The 22782-nt window shown below is 55.7% G+C and carries 19 protein-coding genes; 11 read left to right on the forward strand and 8 right to left on the reverse strand.

What is annotated here, in order from left to right:
* Positions 1-4: 4 nt before the first annotated feature.
* Both malF and malG read left to right on the forward strand, forming a co-directional pair.
* Positions 5-1537: a maltose ABC transporter permease MalF gene (gene malF / locus H7K56_RS06995; protein WP_150360273.1), complete on the forward strand. Its 1533-nt coding sequence runs from the start codon at positions 5-7 to the stop codon at positions 1535-1537.
* Between the two features lie 9 nt (positions 1538-1546).
* Positions 1547-2437: a maltose ABC transporter permease MalG gene (gene malG, locus H7K56_RS07000; protein ID WP_058759158.1), complete on the forward strand. Its 891-nt coding sequence runs from the start codon at positions 1547-1549 to the stop codon at positions 2435-2437.
* A gap of 134 nt (positions 2438-2571) precedes the next feature.
* Here the strand turns inward: malG and H7K56_RS07005 are convergent, their stop codons facing one another.
* From H7K56_RS07005 to H7K56_RS07020, 4 genes are all read right to left on the reverse strand, one after another.
* The gene (locus tag H7K56_RS07005) at positions 2572-4629 is read right to left on the reverse strand and encodes a pyrroloquinoline quinone-dependent dehydrogenase (RefSeq protein ID WP_220496551.1); all 2058 of its coding nucleotides are present in this window, start codon (positions 4627-4629) and stop codon (positions 2572-2574) included.
* Between the two features lie 31 nt (positions 4630-4660).
* Positions 4661-5044 (reverse strand): hypothetical protein, encoded by a 384-nt coding sequence (locus H7K56_RS07010; RefSeq protein ID WP_150360275.1) that lies wholly within the window; start codon positions 5042-5044, stop codon positions 4661-4663.
* 353 nt (positions 5045-5397) lie between these two features.
* Complete coding sequence (locus H7K56_RS07015; protein ID WP_021509410.1) at positions 5398-6426, reverse strand: methionine synthase; 1029 nt, start codon at positions 6424-6426, stop codon at positions 5398-5400.
* Positions 6427-6453: 27 nt separating this feature from the next.
* On the reverse strand, positions 6454-7437 hold the full coding sequence (locus tag H7K56_RS07020) for a DUF1852 domain-containing protein (protein WP_021509409.1): 984 nt from the start codon (positions 7435-7437) through the stop codon (positions 6454-6456).
* 574 nt (positions 7438-8011) lie between these two features.
* On the opposite strand from H7K56_RS07020, the gene H7K56_RS07025 reads away from it, so the two are divergent.
* Both H7K56_RS07025 and H7K56_RS07030 read left to right on the forward strand, forming a co-directional pair.
* The gene (locus tag H7K56_RS07025) at positions 8012-9052 is read left to right on the forward strand and encodes a tyrosine-type recombinase/integrase (protein WP_150360276.1); all 1041 of its coding nucleotides are present in this window, start codon (positions 8012-8014) and stop codon (positions 9050-9052) included.
* A 144-nt stretch (positions 9053-9196) separates the two neighbouring features.
* On the forward strand, positions 9197-10891 hold the full coding sequence (locus H7K56_RS07030; protein WP_058770178.1) for a thiamine pyrophosphate-binding protein: 1695 nt from the start codon (positions 9197-9199) through the stop codon (positions 10889-10891).
* Here the strand turns inward: H7K56_RS07030 and H7K56_RS07035 are convergent.
* Both H7K56_RS07035 and H7K56_RS07040 read right to left on the reverse strand, forming a co-directional pair.
* Positions 10881-11801 (reverse strand): LysR family transcriptional regulator, encoded by a 921-nt coding sequence (locus H7K56_RS07035; RefSeq protein ID WP_150360277.1) that lies wholly within the window; start codon positions 11799-11801, stop codon positions 10881-10883. The genes H7K56_RS07030 and H7K56_RS07035 overlap by 11 nt on opposite strands.
* A gap of 123 nt (positions 11802-11924) precedes the next feature.
* On the reverse strand, positions 11925-12827 hold the full coding sequence (locus H7K56_RS07040) for a LysR family transcriptional regulator (protein ID WP_150360278.1): 903 nt from the start codon (positions 12825-12827) through the stop codon (positions 11925-11927).
* 137 nt (positions 12828-12964) lie between these two features.
* Here H7K56_RS07040 and H7K56_RS07045 point away from each other — a divergent pair, with 137 nt between their 5' ends.
* On the forward strand, positions 12965-13558 hold the full coding sequence (locus H7K56_RS07045; RefSeq protein ID WP_104093282.1) for a UbiX family flavin prenyltransferase: 594 nt from the start codon (positions 12965-12967) through the stop codon (positions 13556-13558).
* Between the two features lie 10 nt (positions 13559-13568).
* Positions 13569-15068: a UbiD family decarboxylase gene (locus H7K56_RS07050; RefSeq protein ID WP_104093283.1), complete on the forward strand. Its 1500-nt coding sequence runs from the start codon at positions 13569-13571 to the stop codon at positions 15066-15068.
* Here the strand turns inward: H7K56_RS07050 and H7K56_RS07055 are convergent.
* Entirely contained in the window at positions 15065-16618 is a 1554-nt protein-coding gene (locus H7K56_RS07055; RefSeq protein ID WP_150360279.1) for a GGDEF domain-containing protein, read from the reverse strand. The two genes, H7K56_RS07050 and H7K56_RS07055, sit on opposite strands and share 4 nt — an antisense overlap.
* Before the next feature lie 607 nt (positions 16619-17225).
* Between H7K56_RS07055 and H7K56_RS07060 the strand changes: the two genes are divergently transcribed.
* The gene (locus H7K56_RS07060) at positions 17226-17957 is read left to right on the forward strand and encodes an N-acyl amino acid synthase FeeM domain-containing protein (protein ID WP_127834908.1); all 732 of its coding nucleotides are present in this window, start codon (positions 17226-17228) and stop codon (positions 17955-17957) included.
* A gap of 42 nt (positions 17958-17999) precedes the next feature.
* Here H7K56_RS07060 and H7K56_RS07065 read toward each other — a convergent pair whose 3' ends face one another.
* A complete protein-coding gene (locus H7K56_RS07065) occupies positions 18000-18914 on the reverse strand; it encodes a LysR family transcriptional regulator (protein WP_058776352.1) in 915 nt (304 codons plus the stop codon).
* 118 nt (positions 18915-19032) lie between these two features.
* Here H7K56_RS07065 and H7K56_RS07070 point away from each other — a divergent pair, with 118 nt between their 5' ends.
* From H7K56_RS07070 to uraH, 4 genes are all read left to right on the forward strand, one after another.
* A complete protein-coding gene (locus tag H7K56_RS07070; protein ID WP_127834909.1) occupies positions 19033-19770 on the forward strand; it encodes an SDR family oxidoreductase in 738 nt (245 codons plus the stop codon).
* Positions 19771-19806: 36 nt separating this feature from the next.
* Positions 19807-20721, forward strand: a complete 915-nt coding sequence (locus H7K56_RS07075; RefSeq protein WP_150360280.1) for an SDR family oxidoreductase — start codon at positions 19807-19809, stop codon at positions 20719-20721.
* Positions 20722-21081: 360 nt separating this feature from the next.
* Complete coding sequence (locus H7K56_RS07080; protein WP_150360281.1) at positions 21082-22182, forward strand: NADH:flavin oxidoreductase/NADH oxidase; 1101 nt, start codon at positions 21082-21084, stop codon at positions 22180-22182.
* Between the two features lie 129 nt (positions 22183-22311).
* Positions 22312-22725 carry a hydroxyisourate hydrolase gene (gene uraH / locus H7K56_RS07085; protein ID WP_058770194.1) on the forward strand — a complete coding sequence of 138 codons (414 nt, stop codon included), beginning with the start codon at positions 22312-22314 and terminating at the stop codon, positions 22723-22725.
* Positions 22726-22782 lie beyond the last annotated feature (57 nt).

Raw genomic sequence — 22782 nt, forward strand, 5'->3', positions numbered from 1 at the left:
TATCATGTCAGGAATACCGCAAAAGAGACGGCACAGCCTGGTGCTGCGCAGCCTGCTGGTCGGGATCGGCTGTCTGCTGGTCGGCTACCTTCTGGTGCTGATGTATGCTCAGGGTGAATACCTGTTTGCGCTGGTCACGCTGGTAGTCAGCGCGGCAGGCCTGTGGATTTACACCAATCGGCGCGCCTATGCCTGGCGCTATGTGTATCCGGGACTGGCAGGCATGGCGCTATTCGTCCTGTTTCCACTGGCCTGTACCGTCGCCATTGCCTTCACTAACTACAGCAGCACCAATCAGCTCAGTGAGGCGCGCGCGCAGCGGGTGCTGCTGAGTCGCCAGTATCAGGCCGGGGACGCGATGAACTTCGCGCTTTATCCGCAGGGCGAACGCTGGCAGCTGGCGCTCAGCGCGGGCGAAAACAGCTTCCTGTCTGCGCCGTTTACGCTGGGTGGTGAACAGCAGCTCAGCCTCACGCCAGCCGCGCTGCCCGCCACCGCGCGCGCCAGCTTAAAAATCATTACCCAAAACCGTCAGGCGCTGAGTCAGTTAACTGCCCGACTGCCGGACGGTCGCGAGCTGGTGATGAGTTCGCTGCGCCAGTTTTCCGGCACGCGGCCGCTGTATGTGCTGGACGCACCGGGACAGCTGAGAAATCAGCAAAACGGCGCCCGCTATCAGGCCAACCGGGACACGGGGTTCTATCAGCAGATCAACGCCGATGGCAGCTGGGCCAGCGAACAGCTCAGCCCCGGCTTTACCGTTGGCGCGGGCTGGAAAAACTTTGCCCGCGTGTTCACCGACGAAGGCATTCAGAAACCGTTCCTGGCGATATTTGGCTGGACGCTGCTGTTTTCGCTGTTGACCGTGCTGCTGACGGTCGCGGTGGGCATGGTGCTGGCGTGTCTGGGGCAGTGGGAAGCGCTGCGGGGCAAGGCCATCTATCGCGTGATGCTGATTCTTCCCTACGCGGTACCGGCATTCATTTCGATACTGATTTTCAAGGGGCTGTTTAACCAGAGTTTTGGCGAAATCAACGTCATGCTCAATGCGCTGTTGGGCTTTAAGCCAGCGTGGTTCAGCGATCCGACGCTGGCGCGCGCCATGCTGGTGATCGTCAACACCTGGCTGGGTTATCCCTACATGATGATCCTGTGCATGGGCTTGCTCAAGGCGATCCCGGACGATCTTTATGAAGCGTCCGCGATGGATGGCGCCGGGCCGCTGCAGAATTTCTTTTTGATTACGCTGCCGCTGCTGCTGAAACCGCTATTGCCGCTGATGATCGCCAGCTTTGCTTTTAACTTCAATAACTTCGTACTGGTGCAGCTGCTGACTAATGGTGGCCCCGATCGACTCGGCACCACTACGCCGGCGGGCTACACCGATCTGCTGGTCAACTACACCTGGCGCATCGCCTTTGAGGGCGGCGGCGGTCAGGACTTCGGCCTGGCGGCAGCCATCGCCACGCTGATCTTCCTTCTGGTCGGTGCGCTGGCGGTGATTAACCTGAAAGCGCTACGCATGAAGTTTGATTAAGGAGGCGTTATGGCCATGGTACAACCGAAATCGCAGAAGCTGCGTCTGCTGCTGACGCATCTGCTGCTGCTGCTGTTTATCGCGGCAATTCTGTTCCCGCTGCTGATGGTGATTGCCATCTCGCTACGCAGCGGCAATTTCGCCACCGGCAGTCTGATCCCGGAACAGATTTCATGGGAACACTGGCGGCTGGCGCTCGGGTTCAGCGTCACCCATGCCGATGGTCGCGTGACGCCGCCGCCCTTCCCGGTGCTGCTATGGCTGTGGAATTCAGTGAAGATCGCCGCCATCAGCGCGCTGGGGATTGTGGCGCTCTCGACCACCTGCGCCTACGCGTTTGCCCGCATGCGCTTCGCCGGTCGCGCCAGTTTGCTAAAGGGCATGCTAATTTTTCAGATGTTCCCGGCGGTGCTGTCGCTGGTGGCGCTTTATGCGCTGTTTGACCGGCTGGGGCAATATCTGCCGTTTCTCGGCCTCAATACCCACGGCGGCGTAATTTTCGCCTATCTGGGCGGTATCGCGCTGCACGTCTGGACCATTAAGGGCTATTTCGAAACCATCGATGGTTCGCTGGAGGAAGCGGCGGCGCTGGATGGTGCCACGCCGTGGCAGGCGTTTCGTCTGGTTTTACTGCCGCTTTCGGTGCCAATCCTCGCGGTGGTGTTTATCCTTGCGTTTATCGCTGCGGTCACCGAAGTACCGGTCGCCTCGCTGCTGCTGCGCGACGTCAACAGCTATACCCTCGCGGTCGGGATGCAGCAGTATCTTAATCCGCAGAACTATCTGTGGGGCGATTTCGCCGCGGCGGCCGTGCTGTCCGCCATTCCCATCACGCTGGTGTTTTTACTGGCACAGCGCTGGCTGGTGAGCGGACTGACGGCGGGCGGTGTAAAAGGTTAAAGATTCATCAGTACCACTGCTTCCTCAACGGCAACCACCTGTTGAGGTTTTGGCGGCCAATGGCCGCCGTTTTTATTGCAGGCATAAAAAAAGTGGAGCGCTGTGGCCCCACTCTGTTTGCTGACTGCGCTGTATTATTCCGGCAGTGCGTAAACCACCACCTGATCGCCAACCTGATCCTTCAGGATGGTGTTACCACCGGCGACAAAGGCGACATATTGGCGGCCTTTATATTCATACACCGAGGGGTTGGCAACCGCAGGCGCTTCAACCTGATCGGACCACAGCTCTTCGCCGCTATCCAGTGAATAGGCGCGTACTTTGGCATCCATTGAGGCGCCGATAAAGATCACACCGCCGGCGGTGACTGCCGGACCGCCAATGGTTGGCGAGCCCCAGCTTTCCGGCATGAAAAAGCCGTACTGCTGCGACGCGCCGACCGGACGACGCCATTTCACATCACCGGTGTGCATATCGAGCGCAACGATCTCGCCAAACGGCGGCTGCCAGCACGGCATGCCGAGCCAGTTGTTCGCCACCATCAGGCGCAGGCCGTAAGGCGCGCCTTCCTGCGGGGCGAAACCACTCTCGTTGCCCGAGCCGTTGTCGGCCTTGTCGTAATCGGCGCGGCTGTACAGCTTCACGTATTGCACGATGTGTGAGGTGTTCACAATGGCGATCTGTTTTTGCGGATCGAACGCCACGCCGCCCCATTGCACGCCGCCCGCGCTGTCCGGATAGGTCAGTGCGCCTTCGCCTTGGGTGGTTGGTGGTGTGTACATGCCGTCATAGCTCAGCTTATCCCACAGGCGTGAGCACTGACCGGCGCCAACAATATCGGCCAGCTTCCAGATCGCCGGTTTTTTGGATTGATCCAGCAGCGGTGCCGGTTTGGTCGGGAATGGCTGGGTTGGCGACAGTTTCTCGCCCTGCACTGAACCATCGCCCTGCGGCACCGGACGCTCCTCAATCGGCCAGACATCTTCACCAGTCAGGCGATTGACCACAAACAGAAAGCCCTGCTTGGTGGCCTGAATCAGCGCCGGAATCTGCTTGCCGTTCACGGTAATGTCCATCAGCGTCGGTGCTGAGTTGATGTCGTAATCCCACACATCATGATGCACCCACTGTCGCGACCACACCACTTTGCCGGTATTCACATCCAGCGCAGTCGTGGAGGTGCCGAGCGGAATTGGAGCGACGCGGTTGCCGCCCCAGTAGTTTGGCGAAGGTGATGACACCGGCAGATAAACCAGGCCATGCGCTTCGTCGGCCGACATGTGGGTCCAGACGTTAGCCGTACCGGTGCGCTGGCGAATGCTGGCCGGAATGGCGTCAAAAGTCCATTCACGTGCCCCGGTCTGCGCGTTGATTGAAAACACCGTGCCCGGCGGCGCTTCTGCGTAAGCCCAGTCTTTGCCCGCCCAGCCAACGATCAGGTGATCACCCACCACCGTCGGCGGCTGGAGCAGGGACAGCGGGAATTTAGCGTTAACCGTATTCCACTGGTTGACGTTGAGCACGCCCTTATCTGCAAAGTTTTCGCACGGCTTGCCGGAATCGGCATCCAGTGCGTACAGCTTGCCGTCAACGGTGCCCATATAAACGATTTTCTGGCAGGCCTGACCCGCCTGCGGATTTTTCGCCTGCCAGTAAGAGACGCCACGATTTTTCAGTACCGGCTGGGTCAGCGCCTGACGTGGAGATTTAGTGTCGTAGTGCCATTTCTCCTTGCCGGTGCCCGGATCCAGCGCAATCAGCCGATCAAATGGCGTGCCGATGTACAGCGTATCGTTGGCAAAAATTGGCGTGGCGGACCAGACGGTCGCCGGCGTGTCGCCCTTGCCATCCGAAACGTCACCGGTGTGAAACTCCCAGATTTTTTTCAGCTTGCTGACGTTGTCAGCGGTGATTTGTTTCAGCGGGCTGTATTTCTGCGCGTTGAGCTGGCCGTGAAAACTGTCCCACGTCGCCGTGGAGGGCACCAGCGGCGTGGCCGGCTGGCTGGCAGAGGCCACTTTCTCGCCGTCGCGCTTGCCGCTGGAGACATCATCAGTGGCGTGCGTGGTGCCGGGCGCCTGCTGATCGGCCGCATCCACGTTGAGTTTCTCCTGCGTACCCATCGACGCCTCAGCGGCTTTATCCTCGGCGCGTAGCGTGGCAGGTGCCATCAGCAGCGCCAGGGCGGTCATGCCGACTTTGAGCAGCGGAATGTATTTTTCATTATGCACGGTTAGCTCCTTGTGCAGTGGCGTGGCGAACACGATGCGCCGGATTGCGCGCCAGCATAATCAGACCAATCAGGCCGATGATCATCGCCAGCGTAATGATCCCCTGATGCAGCAGCGCGGCAGCAAAACCGATCGCGCATAGCAGCAGCAGCGTGATGACGATCAGGAAAATGCGCCCGGCACGGCCGGTGGCCGCGCGCAGCAGAAAGGTCAGCACCGCCAGGACGACGCTGGCAATGGCGACGCCCAGCGCGCCAATGGTGCCGGTAACACCGGTGAGTGGCGTGAGCCAGGCATACAACGCGACAGCAAAGCCGATGAGTGCCGCCAGCAGCAGCAGTAAACTGCCCAAACGGGAGGATTGAGATTGCAACATACCAGGAAGTCCCTTAAGGATGAAAGCACAGAAAAAAGCGTGTACTGATGAGTCAATGCGGCTGTTGTTCGCGCGGGCTAATCAAATTAACGCCAGCGCAGCGTGAAAAGCAGCGGCATATATCACTTCGCGTTGCTGAGTATAGACGATGATATTCAGGCTGCCCGCCGGAGTAGATGCAGAGCAGGAATCAGATAAAAATGGGGAATTTGTAATGGTCGGAGCGTGTATTTATAAAGGATAATTTAGCGAGGCCAGACAGGCGGCACGGCAAGGATGTTGATTACCGACGCTCAGGCCGCAGGATATTTAAACCCTGCGGACTGAGTAAGAGACAAATAAGGCGTTACGCGTTAGCCCTGCAGTTCTTTCCGCACAATTTCTGCGCCGGCACTTAATGCCTGTAGCTTACCGTAAGCCACATGACGCGACAGTGGCGTCATGCCACAGTTGGTGCTTGGATAAAGCTTATCGGCATCCACAAACTGCAGCGCTTTACGCAGCGTGGCAGCCACTTCTTCCGGCGTTTCGATGGTGTTGGTGGCGACATCAATCGCGCCAACCATCACTTTTTTACCACGAATCAGTTCAATCAGATCCATCGGCACGCGTGAGTTCTGACACTCCAGCGAAACGATATCGATACCGGAACTCTGCAGTTTAGGGAAGATCTCCTCATACTGGCGCCACTCGGTACCCAGCGTTTTCTTCCAGTCGGTGTTGGCTTTGATGCCGTAGCCGTAGCAAATATGCACCGCGGTCTCACATTTAAGCCCTTCGATGGCGCGTTCTAAGGCGGCAATGCCCCAGTCATTCACCTCGTCGAAAAAGACGTTAAAGGCGGGTTCGTCAAACTGAATAATATCAACGCCCGCGGCTTCTAATTCGCGCGCTTCCTGATTGAGAATTTTAGCGAATTCCCAGGCCAGCTTCTCACGGCTTTTATAGTGATCGTCATACAGCGTGTCGATCATGGTCATCGGGCCAGGCAGCGCCCATTTGATTGGACGCTGCGTCAGCTGACGCAGGTATTTGGCATCATCGACAAAGACCGGTTTCTGCCGGCTCACTTCGCCCACCACGCCGGGTACACTGGCATCATAACGATTACGGATGCGCACCGTTTTGCGATTTTCAAAGTCAACGCCGTTAAGGTGTTCGATAAAGGTGGTGACAAAGTGCTGGCGTGTTTGCTCGCCGTCGCTGACGATATCAATACCGGCCTGCTGCTGGTCGTCCAGACATAAACGCAGCGCATCCTGTTTGCCCTGAATCAGCTCATCGCCCTGCAATTTCCACGGGGACCATAATGTCTCTGGCTGTGCCAGCCAGGAAGGTTTTGGTAAGCTGCCAGCCGTTGACGTCGGTAATAATGTTTTCATTAATCAATAACCTTATTTATTCGTTAATCAAAGAGCGAAATGATCAGACCACTGTTTCAGAATGCTGTGGTAAGGCTTGATAAACTGCTCTTCGGTAAATTTGCCCTGCTCAATCGCCAGGCGGGTACGCTCTTCGCGATCGTAAACAATTTTGGTCAGCGAGTGATCCTGGTGATACAGGTCTGGCTGATATTCAATGCCCGCCGGTGAGTTCGCATTGTAAATCTCCGGGCGGTAAATCTTCTGGAAGGTTTCCATGGTACTGATGGTGCTGATCAGCTCCAGATTACTGTAATCACTGAGCAAATCACCGGCGAAATAGAACGCGAACGGCGCCACGCTGTTGGCCGGCATGAAATAACGCGCCCTGAGTCCCATTTTGGCGAAATAGAGATCGGTCAATGAAGATTCATTTTGCTGATACTCAATGCCCAGCACCGGATGCTGGTTACCGGTACGACGGTAAATATTTTTGCTGGAGACGCTGAGGCAAATGACCGGCGCTTTGCGGAAGTTGGCTTTATACGTCTCTGAGTTGACAAAATGGCGGAAAATATTGCCGTGCAGCACGCCGAAGTCATCCGGAATACTGAAACCGGAACGACCTTTATTATGCTCGGACAGCAGAACGCTGAAATCATAATCACGCACGTATGAAGAGAAGTTGTTGCCGGTGATGCCTTCAATGCGCTCACTGGTTTTTTTATCAACAATATTCGTCTTCAGGATCTCAATCGCCGGAAAGCTTTTGCCCTCGCCGCCTGCACCCAGATTCATCTCTACAGAGATGATATCCAGTTCAACCGCGTAGCGATCGCCTTTCGGGTTGTCCCAGTTCGCCAGCGAATTGAAACGGTTATTCATCATGATCAGCGCATTGCGCAGATTCTCTTCACGATTGCTGCCGCGCGCCAGGTTGGCAAAATTGGTGGTGATGCGCGTATCTTTGGAGGGATTGTAATTCTCATCGAAGCGCGTGCTTTTTATACTAAAGGTAAAATCATTTTTCATCGCGAGCGGGCATCCTGATTTCTGCTTGCAACCTGACGCTGTTCTCTCCTTTGCCGGAGTTCTCAAAACGTTTACAGGTTTGCAAATTCAGCAGTGGTCATATTGTCGAAAATATTTAACATGACCTTAGTTATGTCAGAGTCCCTGCGTGAGGAAAAGTGATTAAATTTCAAAGCAAGATGAGCTAACTTCATGTTGCCTGCACCAGGCTCGCGCTGAGTTAAAGTAAGCAAAGGTTGGGCAAAAAACCTGCAAAATCAGGCGCTAATCTGCGCTATCACACTCTCCATCCTTAGCCTGACAGCTGACGGCGCGTTTGTCAGTTGAAAAAACTTCACCATCGCCGTTTTCCATCCCCTTTAGCGCTGTCCATCCAGATTTTCAGCGATTAGAATAGCTGACTTCATATAATTGGCATTATATGAAGTCAGGATCCGCAGGATCATCACCTTTGGTTAACATGATGCAGTGTGTCGCGCCACGCCGTGCATAAAAAACCGGCACCGCTACGTTAAATCTGGCGGATGATGACCCTGCTACATGCACAGAATTCACGTAGCGACGTCATAAATTAATGAGTAAAACGGATACCCTGCCCGGGATTACCGCCAGCCCGGCCCTGATGCACAGTGCTGATGAGGATATTGCTGAACGCCTGAGAGAATTTGTCAGTGATAAAGAGGCGTTTTCTGATAACACGTGGCGACAGTTGCTAAGCGTTATGCGGATCGGCAGCCGCTGGGCGACGGAACATGGCCGGCAATTTTTACCGATGGATCCTGCCGATCTGCGTGATTACCTGCTGTGGCTTCAGGCATCGGGACGCGCCTCTTCTACCATCGCGACTCATGCGGCATTAATTTCCATGTTACACCGTAACGCCGGTCTGGTGCCGCCCAATGTTTCGCCGCTGGTGTTCCGGGCCATGAAAAAAATCAATCGCAGCGCGGTAATAGCCGGTGAACGTGCCGGTCAGGCCATCCCCTTTCGCATTCGCGATTTGCTTACGCTGGACCAACGCTGGGCGGGCTCTGACCGCCTGCAACAGCAGCGCGATCTGGCATTTTTGCATGTGGCTTACGCCACGCTGTTGCGCATCAGTGAACTGAGCCGCCTGCGGGTGCGTGACATTTCGCGTTCGGCCGATGACCGTATCATTCTTGATGTCGCCTGGACCAAAACCATAGTGATGACCGGAGGACTAATTAAGGCACTCGGGGATCTCTCATCACAACGTCTGACCGAATGGCTGGTGGCATCCGGGCTGATCGCAGAACCCGACGCGTTCATTTTTGGCCCGGTGCACCGCGCCAACCAGGCGCAGATTGTCTGCGATAAACCGCTCTCGACTCGCGCGCTGGAGGATATTTTCGTCCGCGCCTGGCGTGAAGCGGGACCGGGCACCGGCGTGCAACCCAATAAGAATCGCTATCGCGGTTGGTCGGGACATAGCACCCGGGTCGGTGCCGCCATCGATATGGCCAGCAATAAGTACAGCACCGCGCAGATCATGCAGGAAGGCACCTGGAAGAAGCCGGAAACGGTGATGCGCTATATTCGCCACGTTGATGCGCATGCCGGGGCGATGGTGGATTTGATGAATGGGCACCTTTAATCACGCGGCTTTGCTTCATAGCCATACCTTTTAGGGTATCAAACAGGCCAATCTTAGTATTGGAATCAACGCTCACCCTGCTTCTAAGATAAATTCAGCCCGGAAACTGGCGGATTATTAACCGATAGTCAGAGGTGAACAACGATGAATAAACCCATTGCAAAATTAAACGACACCCCGGTACGCCGCGGTGGTGATGTCCTGCTGGAAGTGTTAGAGAGCGAAGGCGTTGAGTATGTGTTCGGTAACCCAGGTACGACTGAATTACCGTTCATGGACGCCCTGCTCAGAAATCCCAACATCAACTATGTGCTTGCCTTGCAGGAAGCCAGTGCGGTTGCGATGGCCGATGGTTACGCGCAGGCCGCCGGTAAGCCCGGTTTTCTCAATCTGCACACGGCCGGTGGTCTGGGTCACGGCATGGGCAATCTGCACAATGCGGTTTGCTCGCAAACGCCATTAGTAGTGACGGCTGGCCAGCAGGATTTACGCCACAGCATCACCGATCCCCTGCTGTTGGGGGATTTAGTGAGTATGGGTAAGATTTTTTCCAAATGGTCGAAGGAAGTCACCAGCGTTGACCAGCTGCCAATCCTGGTTCGCCGTGCTTTTCATGATGCGGATGCCGCGCCCAAAGGCCCGGTTTTCCTCTCTTTGCCGATGGATGTGATGGAAGCCATGAGCGCCGTTGACATCGGCGCGCCGTCTAACGTTGATCGTAAAGCGGTCGCAGGTTCACTGCCGCTGTTAGCCAAAAAATTAGCCGCCTTTACCCCCGGCAAGGTCGCGATTATTGCCGGCGATGAGATTCATCAAAGCGGCGCGGCTGCGGAAGTTGTCGCACTGGCTGAGTTGCTGGCCGCTGACGTTTATGGCTCAACCTGGCCGAATCGGATTCCGTATCCCACCGCGCATCCTCTGTGGCGAGGCAATCTCTCTACTCAGGCGACGGACATTGCCAAAGCGCTTGATCAATACGATGCAATCTTTGCGCTCGGCGGTAAATCGCTCATCACCATCCTCTACACCGAGGGACGTGCCGTGCCGGAGCATTGTAAAGTGTTCCAGCTCTCAGCCGATGCAGGCGATTTGGGACGAACTTATCGTAGCGAGCTCTCAACTCTCGGCGATATTAAATTATCGCTGGCGGTGCTGCTACCTGAGCTGAAAGAGGCTACCGCGCATAATCGCCCGGATTATCAGCGTCGTTTCGCGGCTGCGGCAGCACAGTTCGAACAAACTAAAGAGAACTTATTACAGTCGGTACAAGAGCAGCAGTCGGCCACGAAGATCACGCCATTGATCGCCGCATTTGAGGCCGCGCGCGCTATTGGTCCGGATATAACAATTGTTGACGAGGCCATTGCGACCTCACAATCGCTGCGTAGATCGCTGTCGAGTAACAGAGCAGATCAATATGCTTTTATGCGCGGTGGCGGTCTGGGCTGGGGAATGCCCGCTGCAGTGGGATATTCCCTCGGACTGGGCAAAGCCCCTGTTGTCTGTTTTGTGGGGGATGGTGCGGCAATGTATTCGCCTCAGTCGCTGTGGACCGCCGCCCATGAGCAATTGCCGGTAACCTTTATTGTGATGAACAATACTGAATATAATGTTCTTAAGAACTTTATGCGGTCTAAAGAAGATTATACCTCGGCGCAAACCAATCGCTTTATCGCCATGGATTTGGTAGATCCTGTGATTGATTATCAGGCACTTGGCACCGCGCTGGGGCTGAAAACGCGTAAGATTGAGGTGGCTTCACAGATCGCTGCGGCTGTCGAGGAGGCTATCGCCAGCGGTAAACCCAGCCTGATCGAAATCGTGATTGCTAAGAACTGATGCGGGTATCCGATGCCGTGCTTAACTCCTCTGCGAGGGCACGGCATTGGTTAACAAAGTGTTCCAGCGCTGGATTTTTATTATTAGAAGACCACATCAGAATATTTTCTATGGTATTTGCGTCCGCAATTTTCCGATAATTAATGCCTCTTATCTGCGCCGTCGCCATACTTGCCGGAATGATGGCTACCCCTAATCCATGAGCGACGAAATTAACGATGGTTTGCTGGACTGAAACCTCAACGCCAATATGTGGACTAAAACCGGCTTTCAGACATTGATTAAAAATCCTGTCATAAAGCAGCGGCGACATAGGGCGAGGCACAATGATAAACGGGTCATTGGCCAGCGTTTCCAGGGTGAAATTTTCGACATTTGCCTGGGGATGGTCCGCAGGAAGCGCAACAATTAACGGTTCACACAATAACACCAGCGAGTTAATCGCGGAGCTGGTAACTTCCGAAAAGCTGATCGCAACGTCCAGCCGCCCATCCTCTAGCGCAGCGTTTAACCCGGTCGGGATCATTTCCTGGAATTGCAGATCAATACTGGGATAATTCATTCTGTGTTTCATGACCAGCTGTGGCACCACACAGTACGATGCGTACATGGTTGCGCCCAGCTTAATCAATCCCATTTGCCCTTCTGAAACAGCCTGCACATTACTACACGCCTGCTGCATCATTCTTAATACGGCGTAAGCATCTTTCAGGAATTGCTCGCCGGCAAAGGTAAGTTTCATGCCTTTGGCATTACGGGTAAACAGTTTCGCACCCACATCACGTTCGAGCTGGGCTATTTGTCTGCTTAGCGGTGGCTGCGAAATATTCAGTTTTTCTGCTGCCCGGCCTATATTCCCCACTTCTGCCACGGTACAAAAACTCATTAGCTGATTCAGTGTTGGCTTCATGACTACGCTTCTCACGCATAATCTGACAATAGATACGTCAGTGAATCACAATTTAGCCGATATGGCATAGCAATTCGCCATATTGATCCCTATAACGCCGCTGAGGCTGGAATGCCCGTCTGATTACGCAGCGGGTTCCTCACCATAGTGTGACTGCGCGTACCCGGTAAAGCGCCGGATCTCCGGGTTAGCCGCGCCGGTTTTCCAGCACAGGTAGAGTGCCGTCGTGACATCCTGCTGCGCCAGCGGCAGCAGTGCCACATCCTGCCGCAAAAATCTCTCCGGGGCGTGGGGGATGAAGGTCACGCCCAGTCCCAGCGCAGCGAGGTCAACGGCGGTGGCCACATCGCGTGCGCGGAGCACGCTGGCGGAAATCTGCCTGGCGGCGGCATAGAGATTAAGTACCGCGCCACCCAGTCCGATGCCTTCCGGATCTTCCTGCAAGATCAGCGGCTCCGCCGCTAAATCAGCCAGCGAGACGCAGGCCTGCTGCGCCAGCGGATGGTCGTCGGCCAGCACCGCACACAGCGAGGTTTGATGCAGAATTTGCCGGCTAATCTGGCGACGTTCCGGCAGCGGCCCGCGCAGGATGCCGATATCCAAATCGCCGCTCTCCAGCAGGCTTAGCTGTTGGTTGACGCTGTACTCCACGGGTTGCAGCGCGATCTGGGGAAAATCACGTCTGAAGGCACGGATAATTTTGACCAGCGCCGGCTCCAGCATGGACGTGCCCACATAGCCAATGCGTAACATGCCGCGTCGTCCGGCGGCCACCTGCTTAATCGTGTCCTGCAGATGCTCCACACGCTGCACCGTTTGCTGGACTTCCCCGAGCAGCAATGCGCCTTCGCGCGTCAGACTCACCTTACGCTTGTCGCGCGCAAATAACTTCACGCCCCACTGCTGCTCCAGTGCCTGAATATGCTGAGACAACGCCGGTTGCGTCAGGTTAACCGCCGCCGCCGCTCGCGCGAAATGCAGCGTATCGGCGAGTGCCAGAAAAGAACGCAGCTTACGGTAATCCATGCCACACCTGATAAGGATTCGTTATTAATGAAAGCATAATACCAATTAGACCCTGATTAGCGAGCGCATTATCTTTGCCTGCAGGACGGCGACGGCAGGAACGCGCCGGAAATATTTTGCCTTTCACAGGAGGCCTTATGCGCATCATTGTCGGCGTAACCGGCGCTACCGGTGCCCCACTCGCGCTGCGATTACTGCGGCAGCTGGCGGACATTCCGCACATCGAAACGCATCTCATTTTGTCACGCTGGGGAAAAGTGACGCTGGAACATGAAACCAACTGTTCTCTCAACGACATCAAACAGCTGGCCGATGTGTTTCATCCCGCCGGTGACCAGGCCGCGACTATCTCTTCGGGCTCATTTGTCACCGACGGGATGGTGATTATTCCCTGCAGCATGAAAACGCTGGCCGGTATCCGCAGCGGGTATGCGGAAGGGCTGATTGGCCGCGCGGCGGATGTCGTCCTGAAAGAGCAGCGCAAACTGATTCTGGTACCGCGCGAAACCCCGCTCAACACCATTCATCTGGAAAACATGCTGGCGCTGTCACGCATGGGCGTCAGCCTGATTCCCCCTGTGCCGGCCTGGTACAACCATCCGGCCACGATCGCCGATGTGGAAAATCATATCGTGGGTCGCGTGCTGGATCAGCTTGGTATCGACACTGCTGGCGCCACGCGCTGGCAGGGTTTGCATCCCGCCAGTGATGACCTGACACTCTCAAACTAAGGAACAGCCTATGTCAAACACATCTCCCTCTTCGCACAGCAGTGAGGTTTACGATCTGCGTTCTGCCATCGAACTGCTGAAGCAATTTGATGGTGAGTATATTGAGACCGATGAACCGGTGAATCCCGAAGCGGAACTGTCCGGTGTCTATCGTTACGTTGGCGCGGGCGGCACCGTGATGCGTCCCACACAGACCGGACCGGCGATGGTGTTTAATCACATCAAAGGTTACGCCAACTTTCGCGTACTGATTGGCTTGCTGGCTTCACGGCAGCGCGTGGCGCGCCTGTTAGGGGTGCCGAAAGAAAAGCTGGCGCATCTGCTGCGTTCATCGGTACATAACGCCATAGCACCGGTGGAAATAAGCCAGCAGCAGGCAGTTTGTCAGGAAGTGGTGCACCTCGCCACGGATGACGGTTTTGATATCCGCCGCCTGCTGCCCGCGCCAACCAACACGCCTGAAGATGCCGGCCCCTATTTCACCATGGGGATGTGTTATGCCGCCGATCCGGAAACCGGCGAACATGACGTCACTATTCACCGCTTGTGTGTTCAGGGCAAAGATGAGATCTCGATGTACTTTGTGCCAGGCCGCCATCTTGATCAGTTCCGCATTAAGGCTGAGCAGGCGGGCAAAGCGTTGCCGATTACCATCAGTATTGGCGTCGATCCGGCCATCGAAATTGGTGCCTGTTTCGAGCCGCCGACCACGCCGCTCGGTTTTGATGAGCTGGCGATAGCCGGGGGCTTGCGCGGTCGGGCGGTTGAGCTGGTTAAGGGTGTCGCCGTTGATGCCCGCGCCATTGCCCATGCAGAGATCGTGATTGAGGGTGAACTGGTGCCGGATTATCGCGTACAGGAAGATCAGCATACCCATAGCGGTAAAGCGATGCCGGAATTCCCGGGTTATACCGGTGAAGCGCAGGCGGCAGTGCCGGTGATTAAAGTCAAAGCCGTGACGCACCGCAAAAACCCCATCCTGCAAACCTGCATCGGACCGAGCGACGAGCACACCAATCTGGCCGGAATCCCGACCGAAGCCAGCATTCTCGATATGGTTGAGCGTGCGTTACCGGGTCTGGTGAAGAATGTACATTGCCCGTCGCCAGGCACCGGGAAATATGTTGCGGTGCTGCAAATCAATAAGCGCGGCCCGCAGGATGAGGGACGCCAGCGTCAGGCTGCCCTGCTGGCTTTCTCGGCCTTTTCAGAGCTGAAGCACGTGTTCCTGGTCGATGAGGATGTTGATGTGTTCGATTTAAATGACGTGATTTGGGCAATGACCACGCGTTATCAGGGCGACGCGGATACCATCTTTATTCCCGGCGTGCGCTGTCACCCGCTCGATCCTTCACAGGATCCGGCCTTCAGCAACTCGATTCGCGCCCATGGCATTACCTGTAAAACCATTTTTGACTGTACGGTGCCGTATGACCTGAAACACAACTTCCAGCGCTCGCAGTTTATGGAAGTCGATGTTTCACGCTTCATTCCTGGTTTTAACCGTTAATCACTCACTGCCCGCCAGGCCTGCGCCTGATTGCGTCCGCTATGCTTGGCCTGGTACAACGCCGCATCAGCATGCTCGATCAGGTTGCCGGCCTGATCGTCATGCCAGGTGGTCGCACAGCCCGCGCTGAGCGTCACCTGCGCATCGGGCAGTGCGGAGGCGGCGTGAGGCAGATGCAGGTCAGCAATCACCTGTACTGCCTGACGCGCAATATTCAGCGCCGCCTGCTGATCGGCACCGGCGAGGATGATGGCAAACTCCTCGCCGCCATAGCGCGCGACCATGTCGCTCTGCCGTAGCTTAAGGCGTTTGAGCGCGTCGGCCACCTGGCGTAAACAGTGATCGCCTGCCACGTGCCCGTAGCGATCGTTGTAGTGTTTGAAGTAGTCAATATCCATTAATATCAGTGACACCGGTGCTGATTTTTCCCGCAGATTATGCAAAGCATTCTGCAAAAAGCGGTCAAACTGTCTGCGGTTAGCCAGACCGGTCAGCCCATCGAAAAACGCCAGCTGATCAAGATGATGATTGGCATCGGCGAGGTCGTTTTTTAGTTTGAGCAGCGCTTCCTGATAATGCTGGCTATGCCGAGCCTGACGAATGACAAACAGTCCCAGCAGGATAATCGCGACCAGCAGCGCCACGTTCAGGGAAATATCCTGCAGTCTTCCTTTCACCCAGCGCAGATACAGATTGCGCTTGTCGTAACCGGCCGCGACCACCAGCGGATAGCGTTCTGAGCTGGCGAAGCCGAAGATGCGCACCTGGCCATCCAGCGCCGCGTTCCACTCGCCGCTGCCGCGATCGGCTTTCACCAGCATCTGCTGGAACAGATGGCTGGCGGAGAGACTCTTGCCGATATAGCTGTCGGGCATCGGACGGGCATAAAGCACCGTGCTGTCTGCCAGCATCAGAACCAGCACGTCGCGCGGCCCCAGTTCGTAGTAACTGTAAAAACGGCGGAAATAATCCACTTTAATGGTGGCTAACAGGATGCCTTTGAAATCACGCGCTGCATCGCTGACGCGCAGAGAAACCGGAATAACCAGATCGCCAGTGCTGCGGCTGCGGATCACCGGGCCGATGTGCAAACTGTCACGGCTGTTGTTGCGGTGATAGCGGAAATATTCACGGTCAGAGTTGTTGGTGCCCACCGGCACGCTGCGCGTGGAGGTGGCGATCCAGCGTCCCTGCTCATCATAGTAAAACAGCCCATGCAGCTGCGGCAGACGGCTTTGCAGATCGCGCATAATCTGGCTCAGGTTGGCGGCGTTGAGTTTTTCCAGCGGCTGCGCCTGCAGGTCGCGCTGCACTTCACGCAGGGCCAGTTCGGTCTGGAGCACGGTATCTTCCGCCTGACGTGACTGTGACAGGGAAAGATTGACCGCCATCTCTTCCGTCTGGCGCACCGCGCCGTGCCAGTCTTCGCGCAGCGTCCACAGGGTGAGCGCAATGATCGCGCATATCAGCAATCCGCCGGACAGCAAAATACTGCGCAGCAGCGAGGAACCTGAAATGATTGCCGCTTCATTTTTCCTTTTAAACGTCATGTTTCACCCTGTTGCCGTGTCAACGCTAAGTTAAGCACATAATCAGCGACGGGATTTTCAGGATTAAAGACGGTAATGATGTCACGCGTGGCGATGGCCGCTGGACGACGGGTGAATGCTGCATAAATCGCCAGCGATCAGTTCGCCCAACCCTGGATTGAACGCGGCGAACTCAGGCAGGTACTGGGCGAGTGGTCTGCAGTGTTTTCAGGTCTTAATCTCTATTACGTTAACAATCCCCATATGTCGGCCTCGCTGAGAGCGTTTATTGACCAGTTAAAATCCTTTGTCGCGACGAGGCGTTGAAATCAGCCAGCGCCATGCTGCTGGTCCCGCCACGAATATTAAATCACGCTAATCATTAACCCTGCTGTCGTTCCGGTTGTTACCGCCGGTATTTTCTCCCCTGTAACGCGCCTTATCCCCTGCCGCCACGCTTTTCTGAAGATCTAAATTTGCAGCAAAAATTTATTCAATCATTAAATTATATTTATTATATTAGCGAAACTTTAATGTGGACTGGTTGAGGATTACAGTGCATTTAACAAGGAAATCAGTGATTAGCAGCGCTATCTCTGATGGCGTACTGACAAAAAGAACCCACAGAATGTGCAGGATACTTAATGGTATCGATCAGCGCATTAGCATTACACCGGCAAGCGGATTGATTGACTTCCTTAAAGGGATGGAGGTGACCAACGAACAGTACCGGCGCAGTGGCATCGTTAAGGAAAAACGCTCAATTTTTCTCTATAACGAAGGGCTGCTGAATCCGGAAAGCACGCTGTTTCTCGCCCGCAAAGGCCAGGATATCCTCGGCACGCTAAGCGTCATCGCCAATCACAATAACCGTCTGCCGTGCAGCAAACTTTTTCGTGAAGAGATGGCCGCCCTGCAGCTGGAAAAGCGCAAAGTGGTAGAGCTTGGCACGCTGTCGGTACGCTATCAGGCAGACAGTGAAAACATCGTGTTTATGCTGTACCTGAAAATCATGATCTACACCATTTTCATTGAACAGGTGGATGACATCTTTATTCAGGTTAAAGAGAAGGTTGCTGCGTTTTACGAGCGCAATTTCCTGTTCAAACAGGTCGGCGGCACGAAAAAGCACCCGGATTACAGTGACCTTAACGCCGCACTGCTGCGCGTGGATGTGAAAAGTATCCGCGACAAAATTTATGAGCAGCAGTGTTATGGCCCGATGGGCTGGCTGCGCATGCTGCGTGAACTTGGTTTACTGCAGCACTACCGCACGCTGAGCCAGCAGTGCCACAGCTGCCCGCGCTTTACGCCGGATCAGCGGGACGCGGAGCTCTATCAATATCTGTGTAATCTGTGACGGCGCCAGACTCCTCTGCACCGTTTTCGATTTTCACACAGATCACTTGCCGGCATTGCTATCCACGTCGTGCTGCAGGAAGAGTTCTTTTAGCCATTCGATGAAGACCCTGACTCTGGGCGATAGCTGTCGGTTACGCGGATACAGGACAGAGACGGGAGACGGTTCAGGTGGAAAGGCTTTGAGCAATTCGACGAGGGCCCCCGTCTTCAGATCATCTTCCACGTGATAACGCGGCACCTGGATGATGCCGAGTCCCATGCGCGCCACGGATACAAAGGTATCAGCCGCATTAACGGTAATTGAAGTTTTGATCGTCGTGGTGATGCGCTTGCCGTCCACCCTGAAGGCCAGCGGCAGGATACCGCTGCTGCCCGTGGTGCGGAATCCGATCATCCTGTGGCCGGAATGCAGTTCATCCGGATCCGACGGAAGCCCGAACCGGGAGACGTAACCGGGCGAAGCGACCGTGACCTCTTCCAGCGTGGCGACGCACCGCGCGATCATATCGCTGTCCTGCGGCGTTCCGACACGCAAAACACAATCAATTCCCTCACGCACCAGATCGACCAGCCGGTCACCCTCGCTCAGATAGATTTCGATATCAGGATAAGCTTCGAGGAAACAAGGAAGGTGCGGCAGAACAAAATGTCTTGCCAGCGTGCCATGAACATCGACACGCAACAATCCCTTCGGCCGGGCGCCGGCAAACGCCCCCTCGGCATCCTCGATATCGTCCAGTATAGAAACGCAGCGCTTGTAATAGGCTTCACCGTCCAGCGTCGGGCTGACGTGACGCGTGGTGCGTTCCAGCAGCTTAATGCCCAGGCGCGATTCAAGATGCTTAATCGCGTCCGTTACGGTCGAGCGTGGCAGGCCGAGGTCTTCCGCCGCCCTCGTAAAACTGCGGCGCGCTACCACACGCGTGAAAACGCGCATCGTATCAATTCTGTCCATAGCATTGTTCGTTATTATCGGATTCTGATACCAGATAGTGACTGATTATCCGGAAAAGATACAGTGCTAGATTTCTCCTTGTTCAGGCGCGATACCGCGCGAAAATGGGAGAATATCTATGTCTGCTTCAGAGAAAGTTGCAATCGTAACCGGTGCATCCCGCGGAATTGGTGCCGCCATTGCCAGGCAGCTTGTTGCGGACGGCTTTGCCCTCGTAGTGAACTATGCCGGCAACGCAGAGGCTGCCGCCGCCGTGGTTGAGGAGATCAAAGCCGCCGGTGGCAGAGCCATCACCGCGCAGGCAGACGTTGCTGATGCCAGCCAGGTCAAACGCATGTTCGATTTAGCCGAATCTGCGTTTGGTGGTATTGATGTGCTCGTCAATAATGCCGGCGTAATGATGCTGTCTCCGCTGGCCAGCGCCGACGATCAGAGTTTTAGCAAGCAGATCGACATCAATCTTAAGGGGACGTTTAACACCCTGCGCGAAGCGGCAAACCGCCTGCGTTCTGGCGGGCGCATCATCAACTTCTCCACGTCGGTTGTCGGGCTTAAGCTTGAGAATTATGGCGTCTATGCGGCGACCAAGGCGGCCGTCGAAACACTGACAACCATCATGTCCAAAGAGATGCGCGGACGCAGCATCACCGTCAATGCCGTCGCGCCCGGTCCGACTGCGACCGACCTCTTCCTCAACGGGAAAAGCGATGAACTGATCGCGCGCATGTCCAAAATGAATCCGCTGGAACGCCTCGGCACGCCTGAGGATATCGCCAGTGTTGTTTCTTTCCTCGCCGGACCACAGGGCAGCTGGATGAACGGACAGATCCTGCGCGCCAATGGCGGAATGGTCTGAGCCGCAAACTGCAGATTGAGTCAAAGGAGTACTGTTATGTCTCAGAAGATTATCCTGGTGACCGGATCGTCAAGCGGCTTCGGTCGCCTGACCGCCGAAGCGCTGGCTCGTGCTGGCCATACCGTTTATGCATCGATGCGGGATATTGCGGGTCGTAATGCCGCAAATGTCCGCCAGTTAAGCGAACTTTCCACGCGGGAAGGAATTGACCTCCGGCCGCTGGAACTTGATGTTCAGAGCGACATATCGGTTGATGCTGCCATTGAAACGGTAATATCCGACGCCGGGAAGCTTGATGTGGTGGTACACAATGCTGGCCACATGATGTTCGGCCCGGCCGAAGCCTTCACGCCAGAGCAGTTCGCCCAGCAATATGACGTTAACGTGCTGGGAACGCAGCGCGTCAACCGGGCCATACTGCCGCATATGCGCTCCCGCCGTGAAGGCCTGCTGGTCTGGATTTCCAGTTCCAGCGTGACCGGCGGCACACCGCCCTATCTGGCCCCTTACTTTGCCGCCAAAGCGGGGATGGATACGCTTGCCGTTCAGTATGCGCGCGAGCTCAGCCGATTCGGCATTGAGACGACAATCATCGTGCCGGGAGCCTTTACCAAAAGGACGAACCATTTTGCCCATTCAGGAAGTCCTGCCGACACCGGGCGTGTCGCGGAGTATGAAGCAGGTCCTTATGCCGGTTTCGGCGATGTTGTGCAAAAGGCCTTTGCGGAGATAGTGCCGGAGGATGCCGATGCCGCGCGCGTTGCAGCACAGATTGCCGATGTAGTCGGTATGCCGTTTGGTACGCGTCCATTTCGTGTCCATAACGATCCGTCCGAAGACGGCGCAAATATTGGCTTTGCGGTCATCGACCGTTTGCGCGCCGAAATGCTACATCGGGTTGGATTGTCCGATCTTCTGACGCCAGCGAAAGCACCGTCGTGTGAAGGGTAACAGGCGTGACCGGCGGGATCGCTCGCCGGTCGCTTTACCAAACAGGAGCGCCGGAAATGCACACCGTTGTCACCCTTATCTGTGGTTTTGCGCTATAAAATATCCTTGTTTGTACACCCTACCAACAATTCAGCATCCCTTAGCCTTAGCTTGCATTCTGTTGAGCCTCAGCCCCTGGTTTGAATTAATGGCGCTAGTCAGCTTTACCGGCACGTTAGCCGAACCCGGCGCCATTACAACAATCACTAACAGTATGTTGTAATTAATGTGTGTCATTGCCGCTTACATCTGGCATTGCTGCAAATCCGGCTGCAGCTCCTATGCTGTAGGGAGTCATTAACGTGCGGATATGAGGTATGCATGAGTTTACTGTTTAGCGCGACGCAGCTTGGCGAGTTGTCGCTGGAAAATCGTATTGTGATTGCTCCGATGTGCCAATACTCAGCGGAAGAGGGTCAGGCAACGGCCTGGCACCGCATTCATCTGGGCCAGCTGGCGCTCTCTGGCGCGGGACTGCTGATTATCGAGGCGACGGCAGTGGAAGCCATTGGCCGTATCACGCCGGGCGACCTGGGGTTATGGGACGACGCGACAGAAGCCGCGCTGGCCAGCGTGCTGCAGGACGTACGGCGCTACGCTACCCTGCCGATTGGCATTCAGTTGGGTCACGCCGGGCGCAAAGCGTCCTGTGCTGCGCCATGGCAAGGCGGTGCGCAGCTCTCTGAGGAACACGGCGGCTGGCAAACCGTGGCGCCGTCTGCGCAGCCGTTTGCACAGGATGAACGTCCGCCGGCCGCACTGAGCAAACAGGATCTGGCGCAGCTCAAAAAAGCCTTTGTCGATAGCGCCCTGCGCGCGGTACGCATCGGCATTCAGCTGGTCGAACTGCATGCTGCGCACGGCTATTTGCTGCACCAGTTTCTGTCGCCGCTCAGCAACCAGCGTGACGATGAATACGGCGGCTCATTAGAGAACCGACTGCGTTTCCCGCTTGAGGTATTTAAGGCGCTGCGCGCTGCGCTGCCGGCGGAAATCCCGGTTGGCGTGCGGCTTTCCGCCACCGACTGGATCGAGGGCGGCTGGGATAATCAGCAATCGATTGTTTTCAGCCAGCAGCTCGAAGCCGCAGGCTGCGCCTACATTCACGTCTCCAGCGGGGGCCTGGCACCGCAGCAGCAAATCAGCGTGGGCCCTGGTTATCAGTTGCCGTTCGCCCGCGAGATTCGCCAGCAGGTCTCGATTCCGGTGATTGGCGTGGGGCTGATTACCGAACCGAAACAGGCCGAGCAGGCGCTGCAGGAGCAGGATGCCGATTTGATCGCGCTGGCACGCGCGGTACTGTATGACCCACGCTGGCCATGGCACGCCGCCGCCGAACTCGGCGCGCAGGCCAAAGCGCCGCCACAGTATCTACGTTCCGAACCGCACGGCCTGAAAGGCACCCTGATCAGCAACCAGTAGTTCCCCTGACCGGCAGCCGCCCGGTTGCCGGTCCTGTTCTGGGAAATTTCACAGATTTCAGCCCGTTGTGCGCCTCTGCACGCTTTTCGTCTTATGCTTTCCCGGCCAATTAACCAAAAGGAAGATGAGATGAAATTGCAGCATTATTTACTGGGCGGCGCGCTCTGTGCTTTCAGCGTGAGCGGCCTGGCCGCTGAGATGAAAAATCCCCTGAGCGTGCATGTGCTGAATCTGCAAACCGGTGTACCGACCGCAGGTATTGAGGTCGAGCTGGATAAGAAACAGGGTGAAGAGTGGGTGAAACTGGCGCAGGGCACCACCAACGAACAGGGACGTATTCCGGCGCTTTACCCGGCGGGCCAGAAGGCGCAGACCGGGATTTACCGCGTAATTTTTAAAACCGGTGACTATTACAAAAAAAACGCTCAGCCGACCTTCTTCCCGGAAATCCCGGTGATGTTCAACCTGGATAATGCCGATCAGCATTACCATATTCCACTGCTGCTCAGCCAGTACGGCTACTCCACCTATCGCGGCAACTAAGCAAAAAAGGCGCTGCGGACGGTATATTTATACCAGTACGTTTTGTTGAACCGTTGC

This window comes from Pantoea dispersa (genome assembly GCF_014155765.1).
In the GTDB taxonomy this organism is placed as follows: Bacteria; Pseudomonadota; Gammaproteobacteria; order Enterobacterales; family Enterobacteriaceae; genus Pantoea; species Pantoea dispersa.

Bases quoted from the DNA above. Each gene is read 5' to 3' on its own strand.
- malF (WP_150360273.1), top strand. From the start codon at position 5: ATGTCAGGAATACCGCAAAAGAGACGGCACAGCCTGGTGCTGCGCAGC.
- malG (WP_058759158.1), top strand. From the start codon at position 1,547: ATGGCCATGGTACAACCGAAATCGCAGAAGCTGCGTCTGCTGCTGACG.
- H7K56_RS07005 (WP_220496551.1), bottom strand. From the start codon at position 4,629: ATGACCGCCCTGGCGCTGCTGATGGCACCTGCCACGCTACGCGCCGAG.
- H7K56_RS07010 (WP_150360275.1), bottom strand. From the start codon at position 5,044: ATGTTGCAATCTCAATCCTCCCGTTTGGGCAGTTTACTGCTGCTGCTG.
- H7K56_RS07015 (WP_021509410.1), bottom strand. From the start codon at position 6,426: ATGAAAACATTATTACCGACGTCAACGGCTGGCAGCTTACCAAAACCT.
- H7K56_RS07020 (WP_021509409.1), bottom strand. From the start codon at position 7,437: ATGAAAAATGATTTTACCTTTAGTATAAAAAGCACGCGCTTCGATGAG.
- H7K56_RS07025 (WP_150360276.1), top strand. From the start codon at position 8,012: ATGAGTAAAACGGATACCCTGCCCGGGATTACCGCCAGCCCGGCCCTG.
- H7K56_RS07030 (WP_058770178.1), top strand. From the start codon at position 9,197: ATGAATAAACCCATTGCAAAATTAAACGACACCCCGGTACGCCGCGGT.
- H7K56_RS07035 (WP_150360277.1), bottom strand. From the start codon at position 11,801: ATGAAGCCAACACTGAATCAGCTAATGAGTTTTTGTACCGTGGCAGAA.
- H7K56_RS07040 (WP_150360278.1), bottom strand. From the start codon at position 12,827: ATGGATTACCGTAAGCTGCGTTCTTTTCTGGCACTCGCCGATACGCTG.
- H7K56_RS07045 (WP_104093282.1), top strand. From the start codon at position 12,965: ATGCGCATCATTGTCGGCGTAACCGGCGCTACCGGTGCCCCACTCGCG.
- H7K56_RS07050 (WP_104093283.1), top strand. From the start codon at position 13,569: ATGTCAAACACATCTCCCTCTTCGCACAGCAGTGAGGTTTACGATCTG.
- H7K56_RS07055 (WP_150360279.1), bottom strand. From the start codon at position 16,618: ATGACGTTTAAAAGGAAAAATGAAGCGGCAATCATTTCAGGTTCCTCG.
- H7K56_RS07060 (WP_127834908.1), top strand. From the start codon at position 17,226: ATGTGCAGGATACTTAATGGTATCGATCAGCGCATTAGCATTACACCG.
- H7K56_RS07065 (WP_058776352.1), bottom strand. From the start codon at position 18,914: ATGGACAGAATTGATACGATGCGCGTTTTCACGCGTGTGGTAGCGCGC.
- H7K56_RS07070 (WP_127834909.1), top strand. From the start codon at position 19,033: ATGTCTGCTTCAGAGAAAGTTGCAATCGTAACCGGTGCATCCCGCGGA.
- H7K56_RS07075 (WP_150360280.1), top strand. From the start codon at position 19,807: ATGTCTCAGAAGATTATCCTGGTGACCGGATCGTCAAGCGGCTTCGGT.
- H7K56_RS07080 (WP_150360281.1), top strand. From the start codon at position 21,082: ATGAGTTTACTGTTTAGCGCGACGCAGCTTGGCGAGTTGTCGCTGGAA.
- uraH (WP_058770194.1), top strand. From the start codon at position 22,312: ATGAAATTGCAGCATTATTTACTGGGCGGCGCGCTCTGTGCTTTCAGC.